The sequence below is a fragment of the Anaerotignum faecicola genome (assembly GCA_024460105.1).
Taxonomy (GTDB): Bacteria; Bacillota; Clostridia; order Lachnospirales; family Anaerotignaceae; genus JANFXS01.
Genome location: JANFXS010000004.1, coordinates 238,905 through 257,680, shown reverse-complemented (window position 1 = coordinate 257,680; position 18,776 = coordinate 238,905). Strand labels below are relative to the sequence as shown.

The window sequence follows — 18,776 nt, the reverse complement described above, 5'->3', positions numbered from 1 at the left end:
AAATACAATAATAAATTTTTAATCCTTACACGCCGCAAGCCGGCGCATTGCAAAAAAGCTGCGGCTTCCGAAATAAGGTATATCTTTTTGCAGCATGCGCTTTATGAAATGAAAAATCCTGTTTTTGATTTTTCCCTAAAACCGAAAACCTCAATTACGGCACGTACGCCTTAGGCACACAGTTACGGCAAGTCTTTTCCGTTATCTTCGTTTTGAATTTCGGTATTATCCGTTTTTCCGTCGTCTGAAGTTTCCTGCATGGCATCGGCTTCTGAAAACTCCGTTTCTTCCAGCGGCGCTTTTTCTTCAGCCGCCGCGCTGTCATTACCGCCGTCTTTTTTTTCAAGGCTTACGGATTCCGGATTTTGGCTTTCTTTTTCAAGTTTCACACCTTTTGCTTCGTCTGCTTCCGCTTTAAGCAATTCCATTGCGCCTTTCGGATCTTTGAGTATTTCCCTGAATTCCTCGCCCGTGATTTTTTCTTTTTCAACAAGCGCTTTTGCCGTCGCATGAAGCGCGTCTATATTGTCGTTAAGCAGCCTTATGGCCTCGCTGTAAGATGTGTCCATAATGCGTTTAACTTCCCTGTCGATTGTGCCGGCCACATCTTCGCCGTAGTTCCTCGAATGGGCGATTTCCTTGCCTATGAACACTTCTCCGCCGTCGTCGCCGAGGAGCACAGGGCCTAAAACGTCGCTCATTCCGTACTTCATAACCATGCTGCGGGCAATCCCCGTAGCGCGCTCAATATCGTTGCTTGCGCCTGTGGTAACGTCTTTAAATATAATGTGCTCTGCGGCGCGTCCGCCGAGGAACGAAATAATTTCCTGCTCCATGGTCTTTTTTGTAATATACATTTTATCTTCGCCCGGAAGAGGCATTGTATATCCCCCCGCCATGCCCGTAGGTATAATCGAAATGCTGTGGACAGGGTCAAGCTCGCTTAAAACTTCAAAAAGTATGGCGTGGCCGCTTTCATGGTAAGCTGTTATACTCTTTTCCTTCTCATTTATAACGCGGCTCTTTTTCTCCGTACCTATGCCGACTTTGACAAAAGCCTTCTGTATTTCTTCCATGTCGATTTCTTTTTTATTGTCCCTTGCCGTTAAAAGCGCGGCCTCGTTAAGCAGGTTTTCAAGATCGGCGCCTGTAAATCCCGCCGTTGTCTTCGCAACTACTTTAAGATCCACTTCCTTTGAAAAAGGCTTGCCCTTTGCATGCACCTTCAAAATAGCCTCGCGGCCTTTAACGTCCGGCCTTCCGACATATACCTGTCTGTCAAACCTTCCCGGCCTCAATATAGCCGGATCGAGTATATCCGCCCTGTTCGTTGCGGCGACGACTATAACCCCTTCGTTTATGCCGAAACCGTCCATCTCCACAAGAAGCTGGTTAAGGGTCTGTTCCCTTTCGTCGTGCCCACCGCCTAGGCCAGCTCCCCTTCGGCGGCCTACGGCGTCTATTTCGTCTATAAATACAATGCACGGCGAATTCTTTTTTGCCTGATCGAATAAATCCCTTACCCTTGAAGCTCCGACTCCGACAAACATTTCCACAAAGTCGGAACCCGAAATACTGAAAAACGGAACCTTTGCTTCCCCTGCGACAGCCTTTGCGAGGAGAGTCTTACCTGTTCCCGGAGGTCCGACAAGCAGAACTCCTTTCGGAATTCTTGCGCCGAGCTCGACAAATTTTTTAGGTTCTTTAAGGAAATCCACAAGCTCGACAAGCTCGGCCTTTTCTTCGTCAAGGCCGGCTACGTCATCAAACGTAACCCTGTTTTTATCGTCTATGGTAACTTTTGCGCGGCTTTTGCCGAAATTCATCATTTTTCCGCCGCCGCCCTGCATTTTCTGGAACATGAAGCTGAAAATGATAATAGCGAGTATCATAAGTATTACGGACGGGAGTATACTGCTTAACACGCTTACTTTCGGCATATCCACAATTTCGGCTTTAAGCGTGCCGGCAACAATTTTGCCGTTTATAAAATCCATAAAGCTTGAGAAACTTACAAGGCTGGTCCTGAAAGTCGTCCCGTCGTTTGTAACTGCCGTAACAAAGCCGTAGTCGTTGGCTTCGGAACTTTTTTCAACTGAAATTTTAGCAATTTCATCGTTTTCAATCTTCTCGATAAGGTCGCTGTATGTATATTGCGTTGAAACCTGCCCTACCGAAGCGTTATTTGTATTCAAAAAGGCAAGAATACCCAAAACAATTACAAACATAACGGCATACAGCCCAAAACTTTTCCAATATTTATTCAAGATTAATCCTCCTGTTCCGCATTTTGCTGTTTGTGCAAATATGCACTAAATCAATAATATATTTTAGCATAATTAAAATGTATTGGCAACTGAAAACACATCTATTTTTCGCCTTTTTAATCATTTTAATACATTCTTTACACATATTTGCAAAGCCCGCGCCAAACGCCGCCGAAAACATGGGCTTTTTAAAAATTTCACATCTAAAAAAGCCGCTGTTGCCCGCCGGCGTCGCCTCGGGAATACGGCTTTTAATAAAGGCGCGCTCTTTTGCGCCCCGTAAATCTATGATATTAATCAGGCGTCCCTTAAAATCTGCATAAATGTTCCGCCTTATTCTTCCAAAAACGAAATTATGCCTATAAAATCAAGGTTTCTGTATTTTTGGGCATAGTCCAAGCCATACCCCACCACAAACTCATCGGGTATTTTAAAGCATGTATAATCAATATCCACATGCGAAACGCGCCTGTCGGGTTTGTCAAGAAGCGTACATATTTTAAGGCTTCTCGGGTTCCTGCTTAAAAGCAGTTCTTTAAGCATGCTTAAAGTCCTGCCGCTGTCCACAATATCTTCAACGATTATAACGTCTTTCCCGGCGATAGGTTCGTCCAAATCCATTAATATTTTAAGGTTGCCCGAACTTTCCGTAGAGTTTCCGTAGCTTGAAACATCCATAAAGTTTATAAACACGTTGCTTTTGATTTTCCTTGCAAGGTCAACCATAAATATTACGCCGCCTTTGAGTACGCATATAAAATGAATGTCCCGTCCTTCGTAGTCTTTTTCTATAAGCGCCGCCATTTCATCAATTTTCGCCGTTATTTCTTCTTTAGTAATCATAACGTCAATTTTTTCTGTCATTGTTCAAATCCTCCCATACATGGATATAAAGCGTATCGGGCGGGCCTTCTTCATAAGGCGTAAACGCCTGCCTTTTGCCGATAACCCACAATATGCGGCTTCCCGAGGCAATAAGCGCCGTCGAGCCGCGTTCTTCCCTCGGTATTTTTTCGTCTATAAAAAAATCTTTCAGCTTTTTGCGCCCGCCGCCTTTCGCGACTGTTATAAAATCCCCTGCCCGCCTGTTTCTGACAACCAGAGTTTCATTAATCTTATCACATTTAAACGCTTTCGTATATACTTTTATGCGTTTTTCACTATTTTCCGACGTTTCCGCCCCGCTTTCCATAACGGCTTTGTTTTCCGCTTTTCCGAAACCGCACGCCGTTTGTCCCTCCCGCGAAACTTCAACGTATATCCCGGCTTCAGGCACATATACGGCCCCGCCTTCTTTGAGGGCATAACAGTATTCGCCCGTTTTCTTCGGCGCCGCGGCCGTAAGCACAAGACTTCCGTATTCCGCCCTTGCCCCGAAAGGCGACGGGAGATTTATGCTTTTCCCGCTCTGCGCGCCTATAAGACCGATAACCTGCGATATATGGATTGCGTTTAAATTTTTGATATCCTTTTTAAATGTCCTGAAACCCATGCGTATAACGCGCCTTAAAAGCACCGTTTCAATCCCCGAAAGCCTGTCCATATTAAGGTAAACGCTTTTTTCCCCTTCTTTTTCCAACGCATGGATATACCGTTTCCTTGCTTCGCCTTCAATAAACTCGTCCTCTTCGGAAACAAGCGCCGCCGTTTTGGCGATATTTTCGGCTGCTTTTAAGTTGATTTCCCTCTCTAAATACGGTATTACTTCAAGCCTGATTTTATTGCGCGCGTAATCCGTTTTAAGGTTAGTGGAATCCGTACAGTACTCCTGCCCTATTTCTTTAAGCCATCCTTCTATCTCATGCCGCGTGCAGTTTATCAGCGGGCGTATAATAATATCCCTTACCGGACGTATTCCTTTAAGCCCTGTAAGGCCGCTGCCTCGCGCAAGGCGCATTAAAACCGTTTCCGCTTGGTCGTTCATATTATGGGCGACGGCTATTTTGTTAAATCCGTATTCGCTCACAGCCTCATAAAAGGCCCTGTAGCGCACAATCCTGCCGGCTTCTTCTTCCGTAACTCCTAATTCTCCCGCCTCTTTCGGCACGTCAAAACGCCGGATAACAAAATCCACCCCAAGCTTTTTGCATAGGGCGCGCGCAAAGTTTCCGTCCCTCTCCGCTTCTTCGCCGCGTATGCCATGGTTAACGTGCACGGCAAGCAGGCCGAGCTCTAACTTTTCCCTCAGATTTGAAAGCAGCGTTATAAGCGCTACGGAATCCGCCCCGCCGGAAAGGCCGACGACAATTTTGTCCCCTCTTCGGATCATATTAAATTCATTTATTGTGTTTAACGCTTTTTTCATATAAGGCTTCCTCCCGTTCGGCTTTTATAATACAATAACCGCATAAAAAAGTGAATACATATTTTCCCTCGTGACATCTTCAGTTTACAATGGCACACACGCCCCGCAAAAAGATTTTCCGCATTTGAGCGCTGTATACGCCTCCCGTAGGAGCCGCTTTTCCGGCACATATGCACCTTAAACTGCAAAAAATTCCCCCTCATAATGTCGGAGAATTTTAACAGGCGTTAGCGTCCTAAGAGCAAAGACGCACAGGCGCATCGTTTCTACGCGAGCGGCTTTAATACAGTTATTGTACCTTTAACGTCCGTTAAAACCTTGCGCGCTCTTGTAAACCGAATCTAACTGTAATTTAAAAAACCGCGTTTTCGGAACCAAATCCGAAACACGGTTTTTTCATTATACTGCGCATATTTAATTTGCATATGACGTCCTCTTTTAAATTTATGCCCGACGTACAAGTATCCGCCCCTTTTTCCCTTCATGCATATCCCGCTTTATTTTCCCCTTGTAGGCATCCGCCGCGTCATACCGTGCGGCATATCTTTAATTGCCCTTGTCCGTTAATTTAAACAAACTTACATAATAAAACTTATTATATAACCCTGCCTACAACAACGGTCATATCGTCGCACGGCTGTCCTCCGTCGGCCCTTTTTGCCGCTTCAACAATAAGAGCCGCCATTTTATCTACATTCCCTCCGGAACGCGCCGCCGCCTCGGCAACCGCCTTTTCTTCGTTTTCTATGCCGAATGCGTCGGTTATCCCGTCTGTAACCATTATAATACTGTCTCCGCTTTTAAGCGCTGCAACAGTACGTTCTCCCTGCCAATCGCATATAACCCCCACAGGCAGAGATGTGGAACGTATGGCTCTTATTTCACCGCCGCTGTAAATAAAAATTGTAGACCCTCCGTTTTTGATTATCTCGCACTCTCCTGTAAAAAGGTTTATACTGCATATATCAAGCGTTGTATACATATCTCCGCGGCCGACGGAAAGCGCGGAATTCAGCACCTTAAGCGTAAGGCTTAAATCAAATCCCGCCTTGACGAATTTTTTTGTAAGGTCAATGGCCTTTAGGCTTTGCCTCGCGGCCTCTTCGCCGCTTCCCATACCGTCGCAAAGGGCCATAACCGCCTTTTTCGGTTCATATTCGCCGCTGAAAGCCGTATCCCCTGTTTTTGAACTTCCGCTTTTAACTTCTTTTGAAACGGCAGTTTCAAAAACAAGCCCCTGGTTTTCTTTGAACGCAACAGTACAGAACCCGTTTTTGTCCGACGAACACTTATCCTGTTCCATAACGAACTGCCGCCCCGTAATCCTGTTTACCGACAAAAGCGCCAAGTCCCTGCATTCCGCGCCTCGGCCGGAAGGCCTCATAGTTACATATATAATGTATCCGCGCTCCGCCTCTTTTACTGCAAAAACCTTTTTAACTTCTATGTTTTTCCTTTCCAGCGCCGCGCGTACCTCTTTAGCTATGCTTTCGTTAAAACGCGGCATCTGCACAACCTGGCTTCCCAAATCGCCGACTATTTTCTCCACGCTTTTAAGCTGTTCGCGCAGTATATTGCGGCTTTCATTCATCCTGTTCTGCCATGCCATATTTGTTTTATATTCTTTGACGCATAAAACCGTTTCCTCCGTCAGTTTTGAAAGGCGCACGCAGCCGTTTTTAAGCCATGACGGGAGGTTTTTTTCATTGACGGCGCCGTTTGTTTCAATCTCGCCTATAACCTGCTGTATGGCTCCGTACACTTCAAAGCTTTTTGTTCTCCAGCAGTAAAGCGACATACTGCAGCTTTCGCATACCCTTCGGCTGACGTCGTCTATTATAACCCCCGCTCCTTTAGGAGTTATGCCCTCTGTTTCTTCCGCCGTTTCAAAGGCCCCGGCAAGAGCGCCGAACGCCCCGGCAAAGGCTTTAAGCTTTTTATTTGTAAGCTCTTTGATCCGCATAAAATATTCCTCGCTGTTAAATTCCGCTTCATGGCTTGCAAAAGTATTTATGTTCTCAAAAACCTTTTCGGGAGTCAGCACAAAAAATATTATTGCGGCCCCAATGGCCAGGCACACTGACACCGTCATTTCAGCCCCCGTATAAAACGCCGGTATTGCGGTCCCCGCCGCAAAGGAAAAAGCGGTCAACGCCCTTTTGCTGTTGAACGCTCCTCCGCAAAGGCCGGCTATCGAAAACATCATAAACATATTTACATCCCCGCCCGCCATTATAATCAGGCTGAACGCAAAAACCGCCCCGGCGGCGCATCCTACGGCGGAGCCTGCCGAATACCCCGCCAAAAGTATTATGTATGAACCTGCCGCCACCGCTGCCGCAAAACCGAAAAAGCCTTTGCTTCCCAAGGCGCATATTGCAATTATCGCCGCCGATGCCGCAAGTATAAATTTATCGTCGCTTAACACATGCCTGTTTATGCCGTCGTTTAAAACTTCGGTGCCTTTTTCAAATATAACTGCAAGGGAGAAAACCGCCGCGGCTTCAGCCGCTATACGCACCGCAAGGAAAAGTCCCGCTCTTTCCGCAACCATAAAACAGACCCCTCCGAATATGAAACACAGGCTTCCTTTCACGGCATTGATATACTGCCCGTAACGCGAGCTTTTTATGTCAAGGAAAAATTCCGAAACCGCCGCCGCCGATAAAGCAAATATATAAATCGGAACTCCATATATGCCGCCCATTGAAACATACCCCAAAAACGCCGCCATGCATATAACATAGAACCGGGCGCCTTTTCCGAAATGCGCGGAAACAAACGCCATTCCTATTGGGTTAAAGTTTCCGAAAACCGACGCCCCGCCGAAAAGGAACCCCAAAACACAGCTTACGGCCGTCTGTTTTATATCCTGTATATTGTCAATAGGCAGGACAAATTTTCTGCGCGCTGTTTTCCTTTTACTTTTATATTTGGATTTCCTGCTTACACTTTCCGGCATGATAACTTTTCCATATGCAGCAACAGGCCTTTCCATATTCATCACCTCGCGATAAGTATAAAACAGCCAGTCCTAAAAAATTTGTCAAACTTGGTACGGTATTACATAAAAATTATATTCTTTTTCTACATAAAAGGGCGCCGTCCCTCATGCGCCATGTATATTGCCGTTTTTTAACGGCGCGTTATGATGTATTTGCGCCGCGCGGCATAAATATCCGCGATTTTTCCAAGTTAAAGCCGCCGCATACGCAAATAAATAAAAAAAACGGTATTTTCATATTTATACTCCATTCAATGAAAATACCGCCCTATAAAAACATATAAAATTATATTCCCTTCATAAATCACCTTGCCCTGAATATATTGTAACAGCCTTAGCCGCACGGCATATAAAAATCAACATCCATATTCGTCGTCGTCATATAAATTGCCCGGCCTGAAATACGCCGCCGTTTTCGGCCTGCCGCTTCTCTTTTTTTCAAATCCTTTTTCCCTGCGCTTTTCGGCCTCCGCTTCTTTCTCCATTTTTCTCATTCTTTCATACCTGTCAAACTCCGATACTTTTTTAGACACTTTACTTCTCCCCCGGTTAAAAAATAAAAATACCGCCATAAAACCATAACTCCTAAAATAAAATATATAATTCATCGGCTGAAATAGGCATACGCACATATGCAAATTCCAATTTTAAAAAATGCCTTTAAAATATAATATATTTTATTAATAAAGCGTTATAATTCAAAAATAAAGACAAATTAACACATCAATTATTGTTCAAATTTGCTATAATGTCAATATTTATTTTAAAATCTATTGATAAATATCAAAAAAAGTATATACTTAAAATATAATATAAAAAATAATTCGTTTGCATTAAAAATTTTTATTTAAGGAGGTCCCAAAATGAAACAAAAGCCCATTGCACTTTCTAAAAGCGACCTAGCCATACTCGAATCCTACAAGGTGCTTGCCGAGGGACTTGCCAATTATCTTGGCGACGGCTATGAAATCGTTATCCACAGCCTTGGAAACCTTGAACATTCTGTTATAAAAATTATAAACGGCTATCACACCGGCCGTAAGGAAGGCTCGCCTATTACGGATTTGGGGCTTACCATGGCCAAAAATATAAACGAAAGCAACCACGAAAAATATATGTCCTATTTTAACAGGACTCCCAAAGGCGAAGATCTTAAATCAACCTCAATCGCCATAATGGGCGAAAAAGGCAATGTTATCGGCCTTTTATGCATTAACCTTTATATGAACACGCCTCTTGGCAGCATATTAAACAACCTTACGCCCACTTATGAAGAAGGCAAGCCGCCTAAAAGTTTTGCCGAAAGTTTTGTTGAGGATGTCGACGAACTTCTGAAGCTGAGCCTTAAGGAAGCGTCCGATAAAGTTTATAACGACCGTAATATCGCCACCTCAAACAAAAACAAAGAAATAATTACCATACTTAACGAAAAGGGAATTTTTAATTTTAAGGACGCCGTAGTTAAAATTGCCGATATGATGGGTATTTCAAAAAATACCGTTTATATGCATATCCGCAACATCGGCAAAAAATAACCTACATAAATATTTTAAATATTTACTGCAAATGCCTTTATCCGCCGCGCCGTTGCACGGCAATCCGGATAAGGGCACATTTTTCGCCGTTTATGAAGCGCGGCGATATACCGCGTCAGTCAGTCTGCCGGTTTTATTTATAATGCTAAACCTTATCCCCCGCGGATCATTTGTATATTCAGCATTTGCTCCGCTTAACCCTGTCCGTTTGTTTATGCTTCATTTTATATGTAAAAACATGTTTGTAAATTTATACCGCAATTCCTTTCCACGGCATATTTTTTAATGTCCGTATCCAGCCAAAAAAACGTTTGCCGTATTCATGTGACGTCCGTTATGCGTTTCACAGCCCGGATATTCCCACATGACGTTAAATACATACTTTGCCGAAAAACATCGTCTCATCGTATTATTTCCGCTTTATAAAATTGCTTTATAATAAGCCCGTAAAGATATGCGGCCGTGTTTTCGCTGTAAATATGAATAACAATACAGTCCCCGCCGGGTATATTATTTAATCACGGCAAAAATCTTTATATGTATCGTCGGAAAATTCCCCGCTTTAGAATTCTCCTTGACAAAACAATTTTTTAAATTAACACAAGAAAAACAGCGGTCTATAACCTGATCTAAAAATTGGAAATTCATAAAAACCCCATAAATTCTGCCTAAGTTTAAACCGCTGTTCCATATTAAAAAATTTTACCGTATTTGCGCATGCTGTCTGCGGTATGTATCGTTATCCTTCTGCCTTAGCTGTGTTTCGACGTTCAACAGCTCGGCCTCCAACACTTCCCTGTTTTTTTCGTCGGCAACGGCAATCCTACGCTCCAACTGCTCTTTTGTCTGTTTCAGCTTTTCTATTTCCCTGTCGACCTTTTCGGTATCCATAGTCGTCTTTGAGCTTTTAACCTTTTGAGATGTTTCCGTTTCATCAGCTTCCTGAAATTTTATAGTTCTAAGGCCGTTTTCATTATATTCGGCTTTATATATTCCGGCGTCCTCTACAGGTTCTTCATGGATATATGAATCAAACCTCGGCGCGGCAAATCCCAGCCCTTGTTTTTCCGCCGTACCTATATTAGACGGAATATCAATCTTATGTACGTCGCCGTTTTTAATTTTGTCCACAGCCTCATTAATAATCGAACAGTACCTGTCCATATTCGGTTTTACAGCTTCTGCCGGCGGCATGCCGCTGTCGCTTGGTTTGTCTTTGTCCGGCAAATATATTACAAATTCCGAATTTTCAACCATTTCGTCCGGCAGTCTCGGCATTTCGCCGATAATCAAGCCATGCCTTTCTCCGCCCTCCGCTTTCCCTATCCTTTCACGGTTTGAAATCCCGGTATTTCGGCCTGCGGAATTTAACATATTTGCAAAACCAATGTTTCCTTCCATATTTCTCACCATCCCCAAATCAACTTCTTCCTATGCAAATAAAACTTTTTAATATATATATCGGATAAATTATATGTATTATAACATATATCAATATTTTCTATAAAATATTCCCGCACTTTTGATAACATTGAAATTATTTCCTCTCATTTGCCACCGCAAAAGCTTAAAAATCAAAAACAGCCGTATACCGACGCAGTTTGTACTGCACAGTATACGGCCGCTTTCCCGTTATTCATAAACCCCAAATAAATTCTATTGCTTTTTTAATAAGCAGTATAAATTTAAAACCGCTTATATCGCGAAATTAATATTTTTCCGGGAAGAAAAGCTTGTTAACTTTTTCGTCAGCAGGCTTTCCTACCATTGTGCCGATTAAGAAGCACACAAGGCCTACAGTCATACCGATTATAATATTGTGGAACTGGCCCACTTTAATATTTAATGCCATTGTTATGCAGTAAGCCGCCGTGCCGCCGACCATTCCCCAAAGCGCTCCCGTAGCGTTTGCTTTTTTCCAGAAAAGCCCAAGCACAAATGTCCAGAAGAATGCCGTTTGAAGTCCGCCGAACGCAAACATATTGATCCAAACGATAATGTCGGGAGGATTAACAGCCATAAGAACTGATATAATACCCATAGCGGCTGTAACGCCAAGTGAAATTTTGCCGACTTTTTTCTGATCGATTTTTTCGCCTTTAGATTCTTTCTGATACATATAAATATCTTTAACAATTGCAGACGAACCGGCAATAAGCAATGAAGAAATTGTCGACATAGTTGCCGCAAGAGGTCCGATAATCGTGATGCCCGCAAGGAACGGGTGCATATAGTTGGCTACAAGCGTAGGAACAACCGTGTCGGTTGAAGCGCCTTCCGGAATTGATGTAAGCACGCCCCTTGAAAGAACGCCGAGCATATGCATGCCTACCATCATTGCGCCTACTACGATTGTACCGTAAATCATAGCCCTATGTACTGATTTTGTGTCTTTGTAGCTGAGGCAGCGAACATTGCTCTGTGGAAGTCCGAGAGTACAAACGCCGCAAAGCATCCACTGTGTGATGTAAAGCTGTACCGGTATTGTAGCTACGCCGCCGCTTTCGGCAGTCGGGCTTAACATATTGAACCCTTCCCCTGTTTCAACAGCCGTAGCGGAAACCTGGTTGATTGTGGCCATAATGTTGTCAATACCGCCGCCTTTGCTGATAATTGCATATCCAAGGCAGAACATACCTATAAGCATAACGATCGCGCAGGCAGTATCTGTGATAGCAACGGCATTAAATCCGCCCACCGTCGTATAAAGCACGACAACCACAGCAAAGAATAAAAGCCCCATTTCGTAGCTTAAACCTGTTGCGGCCGAGAAAATCTGAGCGCCGCCGATAAACTGTCCGAGCATTGTAGTTGTAAAGAATACAATAATAACTATTGCCGAAATAACCGCAAGCACGTTTGACTGATAACGCTGCCTGATAACGTCTACAACCGTAACAGACTCGGTGCGCCTGCCGATAACGGCCATTTTTTTGCCGAGTACGCCGAGAACTATAAACGCGGCGACAACCTGTGTCGATGCATAGTAAACCCAGCCGAAACCTTTTTCCCATGCAACTCCGGGGCCGCTGAGGAACGAACTAACCGAACTGTATGTTGCGACAAGCGTCATGGCAAGAACGAAACCGCCTAAGCTTCTTCCGCCTATGAAATAATCCTTTGAATAGTTTTCGGCCCTAGCGTCCGAAGACGTTTTCTGAATATAAAAGCCCATGCCAAGAAGTATAATAAAGAATACAAATACCGGGCTAATCCTTAAAAAAGCAGCCATTCGTTTCCCCTCCTTTTAGTCTCTCTTCGATACGTCCACAACGGGCTCGTCGTCATCAAGGTCAAAATCCTTAAACACAAATTTTGTAAGGAAAACAACCAATAAAATCGACAAAACCCAAGAGCCCACGCAGCTTAACACAAACCACAGCGGCATACCGAGAATTGTAGCCGTGGAATCCGCAAGCCCAAATCCCGTTACCCACCAGAATGCGATTATAATAAACGCAACTATCCATGTGGCTTTAGCTTCTTTATTCATCTGAATAAATTTTTCCTTGTAACTCATTTTTTCCATAAACTATCCCTCCTTATAAAAATTCGCCTCATACGTCAGAAACAAACGCACGGCCGCTTTATTATTGCCTTTTGCATTTATAATAACATATTAATTACCGCCGTTGTCTCTGCCGTAAAATGCTGATATTCCAACGGAAACCTTTATTCCGCCAAATATTTCACGCTTAAAAACCGCGGCGCCGCTTTCAGGCGGGACGCCGCATCCCTACTAATTTCTTTCGTAACATACTTCGCCGTCTATCATTGTCAAGTCTACTTTCAGTTTATATATGTCCATAGGATCAATGGAAAGTATATCGTCGGAAAGAACTATCATGTCGGCAAGCTTGCCGGTTTCCAGGCTTCCTTTGATATTTTCCTCATAAGAACCGTACGCTCCGTTATATGTAGCCACTCTTATGGCTTCCATAACCGAAACGGCCTGCGTCCTGTCGCATTGTACGTTTTGGCTCCTGTCATACCTGTTTACGGCTCCGTCGATGCACTCAAGCCCCCACGGACCGCTCGGCGCGTCGCTGTGGAGCGAGCACATAACGCCCGCGTCAATCATGCTCCTTAAAGCTCCGAGATATTTGTTCCTTTCGCCGTAGAACTTCATATAGTTGGCCCCTAACCTGGAAACCAGACCGGCGTTAACCGACGGGCAGATATTCATTTTAGCCATTCTGTCGATTAAATCCTGATCGACAAGCGTGCAGTGCTCAATCCTATGGCGGAGATCCGGGCGGGGATTTGTTTCAAATGCCTTTTCATATCCCTCAACCATAAACTCAATGGCGCCGTCTCCTATCGCATGGGCCGTCGCCTGACATTCGGCGTCGTTTATTTTTTTAATATATTCGGCTACTTCTTCCCTTTCCCAGCCTTTTTCACGGATAAGGCTCGGATCATGGCTGTACGGTTCCCTTGTATAACATGAAGGCCCGCCGCTTCCGCCGTCTATCATAAACTTGCAGGAACCGACCCTGAAATATTCGTCGCCGAGACCCGTCATATAGCCGAGCTTCATAAAGTGATCGTTGTCCTCAAGGGAATACCTTTTTCCGAATATACTGTGAAGGGCCATATAAACGCGCACTTTAAACTTCCTGTCCCTTCCGCCGCGGCAAAGCTTCTGCATAGCGTGGTAAGAAGGCTTGTCACATGCGCCCATGTCGTGTACCGACGTAATACCGGCCTCCAAAAGTTCCTGATGGCTTTTCATGGCCGCTTTTACTTGCGCCTCCTCGTTGTAGTCCACCTTTCCCCAAAGGTAAAAATGCGTATGCCCGTACACCATACCGGTCAGCTTGCCGTCGATAACTTCAACCTCGCCTTCAGGCCATTTTGACGCATCCTCAGGACCGTATACTCCGAGGTATTCAAGGGCTTTTGAGTTATACACGCATACATGTCCGCCTCCGTGGTTGCAGTGGACCGGATTGTCCGGCGCTGCCGCGTCAAGTTCTTCAATGGTCGGATGTCTCTTTTCGGGCAAAAGAAGCGGTTCATATCCCATCATTGAAATCCATTCTCCCGGTTTTTTAATTTTAACGGCTTCTCTTATCTTATCAAAAAGTTCGGCAAGGGATTTGCAGTTGGCATAGTATGTATCAATCATAGGGGCGTCTATTTCCGGCTCTATAAGGCCCTTTAAAATCGGATGGAAATGTGTGTCTATAATGCCCGGCATGAGAGTTCTGCCTTTAAGGTCAATAACTTTTGTTTTGTCGTCTATTATTTTTTCAAGTTCCCCGTCATTTCCGACAAAAACGATTTTGTTCCCTTTTACTCCAACGGCGCTGACAATATCGTCATTTTTGTTAACTGTTATTACTTTGCCGTTTTTAAAAGCAATATCAACATATGAAAAATCAAAATTCATACTATAAACCAGCCCCTTTTATGTATATTTTTGTATTTTTTTACTATAGGTGTATTATGACACGTTCCTTGAGTAGAATGTCAACAGCGAGAATGTCAATTATTGTATTTTATTTAAAACAATTCAAAAAACACTACAGTTGATGTACCCGTGATTATGCCGAAGATCGGCGTCTTAAAACCGATATTTTCGCCGTTTTATTTGGATAAAGTATATATTTTTTATACTTTAAAACAATATAGTTACGGGAGCGTTTAATGTGATCAAATTAACACTATTAAAAATAAGTATAATTTAAGGGCATTTTTAATATTCAAATGCCCTTTTTTAATATACATATGACTACTATCTGCCGTATATGATTAACGGATAACGCCGTATATGTGCATTTTTATACTTATAGTGATGCAATAATAACACATACCTACAGCAAAATCAACAATTAATATAAATTTATCACTGCACACCGGTTATTGTCATCATTTTTATACAATATGCTTAATTGATATATAACTTATCGGCATATTATAAGAACATTGTCACAACAACCGTAATAAGCCCCGTAATACCTACTGCAAGCCCGCTCATCGCCCCTTCAATTTCCCCTATTTCTATAGCTTTCGACGTACCTGCCGCCGAGGAACTCACTCCTATTGCAACGCCGAGGGCAACCCTGTTTTTAAGCTTAAAAACCTTCATAAAAACAGGAGCGAAAACAGCGCCGACAATACCCGAAAATATAACCACCGCAACCGCAACCGGCACTATGCCGCCGAGGGCTTCGGCTATTTCCATCGCTATCGGGCTTGTAACGGCACGCGGTATAAGCGAGGCCGTTATACTTTCGTGCAGCAGGAAAAGCCTGCAAAAGAATATCGAACATGCAACGGAAGTAACCCCTCCCACAAAACATCCGGCTATAACCGGCAGGAAATTCCTTTTAAGAGTTTCAAACTGCCTGTAAACCGAAAGTCCGAGAGCCGCCGTTGCCGGCACAAGCATAAGGCTTATGGCCGCGCCGCCGCTATTATATTTTTCATACGGAATATCAAAAGCGGTAAGCGCCGCTATTGTGATTACAATGGCTATTAAAAGCGGGTTCGCAAAAGGCGTTTTAAATTTTTCTTTTATTTTGAGGCCGATCGTATACGCTATAAGGCTTAAAAACAATCCGAATATCTGAGTATTAATCAAAATATCTTTCATTTATTTTTCCCCCTGTTCTGTAAGGCCGAAACAAAGCATACCGTATAATAAGTCACAAAAAATGTTATAAAAGTGCATATTATGCTGATGAAAATTATAATAAGTATGCTTCCCTTTAAAATTTCATACTTTTCGATTATTGCCGTAGCGGCCGGCACAAAGAAAAACGCCATATTTCCCAATAGGAAATCCCCTGTTTCCTTAATTGCGTCCTCTTTTAAAAATTTTAAAAAAAGAAGCAGAAAAAGCATAATCATGCTTATGACGCTCCCGGGGAACGCAAACGGCAATACGGCGGATACAGCCTCGCCCGCAAGGCATACTGCCGAAATAATCGTCAGCTGTTTAATTATTTTCATACCCATTACCCCTTATCTTCCATTTTCCAGTTTATATAATAAAAGTTATTCTACCACCGGCAAAAATAAATGTCAACGAAGGCAAAATCACGGCTGTCTTACAGAACACGATAATAAAAAATTTTTTAAAATCCGTCGGCCGCTTTGCATAAAACGCACATTGGAGAGTAAAAGGAATTTTATGCGCTCCGTCCGTTTTTTTGCCGCGGATATTAAAACGTATAATTTTATGTTATAATTTAAAAACAGCCATAAAATTAAGGGAGGGTTACATATATGAAAGAAATCGAAACAACGGCCATAACCGAGGCCGTGAAAAAAATGTGCATTGATTCCAACTGTTTCTTAAACGGCGATATTCTTAACGCCCTTGAGGAATCACATAAAAGCGAAATATCGCCTATAGGGCGCGAAATGCTTTCTCAGATAATAGAAAACGCCGGCATAGCGCGCCGCGGACACATGCCCATATGCCAAGACACGGGGCTCGCCGTCGTATTTATAGAAATCGGCCAGGACGTGCATATCACAGGCGGCAGCCTGAAAGAAGCCGTAAACGAAGGAGTGCGCCGCGGATATTCCGAAGGCTACCTCCGCAAATCGGTAGTTTCAGATCCGTTTATACGCGTCAACACAAAAGACAATACCCCCGCAATCATACACTATAACATAGTCGAAGGCGACAGCCTTAAAATCGAAATAGCGCCTAAGGGAGCGGGCAGTGAAAATATGAGCAGGATTTATATGCTTAAGCCGTCGGACGGCATTGAAGGCGCAAAAAAAGCAATTCTCGAAACCGTTGAAGCGGCCGGCCCGAACCCATGCCCGCCAATGGTTATAGGCGTAGGATGCGGCGGAAATTTCGAGCTTGCGGCCATGCTCGCCAAAAAAGCCCTTCTCCGCCCCGTCGGTTCCCATAACCCGCTTAGCCACATACGCGATATGGAAATTGAACTGTTGGAAAAAATCAATAAAACAGGCATAGGCCCGCAGGGGCTCGGCGGAATTACGACGGCCCTCGGCGTAAACATAGAAACATATGCGACGCACATTGCCTGTATGCCCATAGCCGTAAACATAAGCTGCCACGTAACGCGCCATGCCTCGCACACATTTTAAAAGAAAGGGGAAACATTATGACAGTTAAAATAGAAACGCCGCTGACAAAAGAAAAGTGCGCCTCTTTAAAAGCAGGCGACATAGTTAAAATAACAGGCACAATCTATACGGCCCGCGACGCGGCGCACAAACGCATGATAGAAGATTATGAAAAAACGGGAAAATTCCCTTTTGAAATGAAAGACTCGATTATATACTATGCAGGCCCCGCCCCGGCAAAACCCGGGCAGGCAATAGGCCCGGCAGGCCCCACCACATCCTACCGCATGGACGCATACGCGCCGTTCCTTCTTGACATGGGGGAGAAAGGCATGATAGGCAAAGGGGCAAGAAGCATTGAAGTCGCGCAGTCAATGGCCCGCAACGGCGCAGTATATTTTGCCGCCACAGGCGGAGCGGCGGCCCTGATCTCAAATTCTATTAAATCGTGCGAAGTTATAGCTTATGAAGAGCTCGGCGCGGAGGCCGTGCATAAACTGTATGTGGAAGATTTCCCCGCCGTTGTCGTTATGGATGCAAATGGCGGCAATCTTTATGAAAGCGAAAAAGCAAAATACAGGAAACTTTAACAATGCCGTGCGTCAGCCGTTATTTTTCTCCAAAACGGCAAGCCGCGGTTACGTTATCCTAAGTTGACCGACAACCGCAAATACATAGGGCGCCGTTAAAAAAATTTCAAAAAATTTAAGCCCCGCCGAAATTATATTGCGCCCGTCCTTTTTCCTCCGGCCTTTAAAACGTCTTTCAGCGGGGCTTTTGCTTCTTTTTCAGTCATAATATATATTCGAGGACATCGGATCTCCCAGATATTCCAAATCATCCTTGGTATATTGATATGTAGGCGGGATAATGCCGTCTTTTATATTTTCAAGATTATGAAGCGGTTTAAGCGATTCAATATGAAAGTTATCGTACAAGTATATTGTTTCCAGCTTTGACATGCCCGCTATCGGATCTAAATTTCTTACGTCGTTTCCCCCTAAGTTTAAAAATATAAGTCCGGTAAATCCTTCTAAAAAGCTTATATCTGTAATCAGCGAAGAATCTTTGTTTTTGCAGCTGTGAATCGTGAGAACGGCCAATTCTTTTTTATTTGGCAAATATCGGATTGAGTTAAAATCATCGGATACGCAGGAGCTTATATACAAACATTTCAGCTTTTTCAGTTTTTTTAAAAATGAAAAATCGTTAATTTCCGAATCGGATAAAACAAGCGTTTCCAAATTTTCAAATCTTGACAATATTTCGGAATTATTCAGTTTTGTATAACTTATGCTTAATGAAAATATGTCATCAGGCGTTTCTTTTATTTCTTCAAGAGAATTATACCCCAATCCGTCCAGACTCCCCTGCCCGCTTATGGCGGAGAAAGGAAAATTTACTCCTATTATACCTCTTCCATACGGATCCTCCCCGTACAGATTTGGCTCCGCTTTTTCCGTTCCCGAAGCCGATTTCAAAGCGAATACCGCAAATACAAACAGGCATAACGCCGCGGCTTTTTTCCATCCCTTCATAAAAAATTCTCCTTATCTTTGCCTTAATTTCAGGCTTTGCAGTTTAAATTCTCCGCTTTAAGATTAAAT

Annotated in this window: 15 protein-coding genes; 3 read left to right on the top strand and 12 right to left on the bottom strand. The window is 43.6% G+C overall.

Annotated elements, in window-relative coordinates:
* Positions 1–182: 182 nt before the first annotated feature.
* The 5 genes from ftsH to NE664_08355 form a co-directional block, all read right to left on the bottom strand.
* Positions 183–2,228, bottom strand: a complete 2,046-nt coding sequence (gene ftsH / locus NE664_08375) for an ATP-dependent zinc metalloprotease FtsH (protein ID MCQ4726673.1) — start codon at positions 2,226–2,228, stop codon at positions 183–185.
* Between the two features lie 372 nt (positions 2,229–2,600).
* Positions 2,601–3,131 (bottom strand): hypoxanthine phosphoribosyltransferase, encoded by a 531-nt coding sequence (gene hpt / locus NE664_08370; protein MCQ4726672.1) that lies wholly within the window; start codon positions 3,129–3,131, stop codon positions 2,601–2,603.
* Entirely contained in the window at positions 3,115–4,572 is a 1,458-nt protein-coding gene (gene tilS / locus NE664_08365; GenBank protein MCQ4726671.1) for a tRNA lysidine(34) synthetase TilS, read from the bottom strand. Before tilS ends, hpt begins: the two co-directional genes overlap by 17 nt.
* Before the next feature lie 595 nt (positions 4,573–5,167).
* A complete protein-coding gene (locus NE664_08360; GenBank protein ID MCQ4726670.1) occupies positions 5,168–7,570 on the bottom strand; it encodes a SpoIIE family protein phosphatase in 2,403 nt (800 codons plus the stop codon).
* A gap of 362 nt (positions 7,571–7,932) precedes the next feature.
* Positions 7,933–8,109: a hypothetical protein gene (locus tag NE664_08355; GenBank protein ID MCQ4726669.1), complete on the bottom strand. Its 177-nt coding sequence runs from the start codon at positions 8,107–8,109 to the stop codon at positions 7,933–7,935.
* Between the two features lie 330 nt (positions 8,110–8,439).
* On the opposite strand from NE664_08355, the gene NE664_08350 reads away from it, so the two are divergent.
* Positions 8,440–9,111 carry a PAS domain-containing protein gene (locus NE664_08350; GenBank protein MCQ4726668.1) on the top strand — a complete coding sequence of 224 codons (672 nt, stop codon included), beginning with the start codon at positions 8,440–8,442 and terminating at the stop codon, positions 9,109–9,111.
* A gap of 702 nt (positions 9,112–9,813) precedes the next feature.
* Here the strand turns inward: NE664_08350 and NE664_08345 are convergent.
* From NE664_08345 to NE664_08320, 6 genes are all read right to left on the bottom strand, one after another.
* Positions 9,814–10,524, bottom strand: coding sequence for a hypothetical protein (locus tag NE664_08345; protein ID MCQ4726667.1), 711 nt, complete (start codon positions 10,522–10,524; stop codon positions 9,814–9,816).
* 295 nt (positions 10,525–10,819) lie between these two features.
* Positions 10,820–12,343, bottom strand: a complete 1,524-nt coding sequence (gene panF, locus NE664_08340; GenBank protein MCQ4726666.1) for a sodium/pantothenate symporter — start codon at positions 12,341–12,343, stop codon at positions 10,820–10,822.
* A 15-nt stretch (positions 12,344–12,358) separates the two neighbouring features.
* Complete coding sequence (locus tag NE664_08335; protein MCQ4726665.1) at positions 12,359–12,640, bottom strand: YhdT family protein; 282 nt, start codon at positions 12,638–12,640, stop codon at positions 12,359–12,361.
* A 210-nt stretch (positions 12,641–12,850) separates the two neighbouring features.
* A complete protein-coding gene (locus tag NE664_08330) occupies positions 12,851–14,506 on the bottom strand; it encodes an amidohydrolase (protein MCQ4726664.1) in 1,656 nt (551 codons plus the stop codon).
* A gap of 525 nt (positions 14,507–15,031) precedes the next feature.
* Positions 15,032–15,712, bottom strand: coding sequence for an LrgB family protein (locus tag NE664_08325; protein MCQ4726663.1), 681 nt, complete (start codon positions 15,710–15,712; stop codon positions 15,032–15,034).
* A complete protein-coding gene (locus NE664_08320; GenBank protein ID MCQ4726662.1) occupies positions 15,709–16,071 on the bottom strand; it encodes a CidA/LrgA family protein in 363 nt (120 codons plus the stop codon). The genes NE664_08325 and NE664_08320 overlap by 4 nt, the downstream gene beginning before the upstream one ends.
* 276 nt (positions 16,072–16,347) lie before the next feature.
* On the opposite strand from NE664_08320, the gene NE664_08315 reads away from it, so the two are divergent.
* Positions 16,348–17,190, top strand: a complete 843-nt coding sequence (locus tag NE664_08315) for a fumarate hydratase (GenBank protein ID MCQ4726661.1) — start codon at positions 16,348–16,350, stop codon at positions 17,188–17,190.
* A 17-nt stretch (positions 17,191–17,207) separates the two neighbouring features.
* Positions 17,208–17,759 carry a Fe-S-containing hydro-lyase gene (locus tag NE664_08310; protein MCQ4726660.1) on the top strand — a complete coding sequence of 184 codons (552 nt, stop codon included), beginning with the start codon at positions 17,208–17,210 and terminating at the stop codon, positions 17,757–17,759.
* Between the two features lie 198 nt (positions 17,760–17,957).
* Here the strand turns inward: NE664_08310 and NE664_08305 are convergent, their stop codons facing one another.
* Positions 17,958–18,707, bottom strand: a complete 750-nt coding sequence (locus NE664_08305) for a hypothetical protein (protein MCQ4726659.1) — start codon at positions 18,705–18,707, stop codon at positions 17,958–17,960.
* Positions 18,708–18,776: the final 69 nt, after the last annotated feature.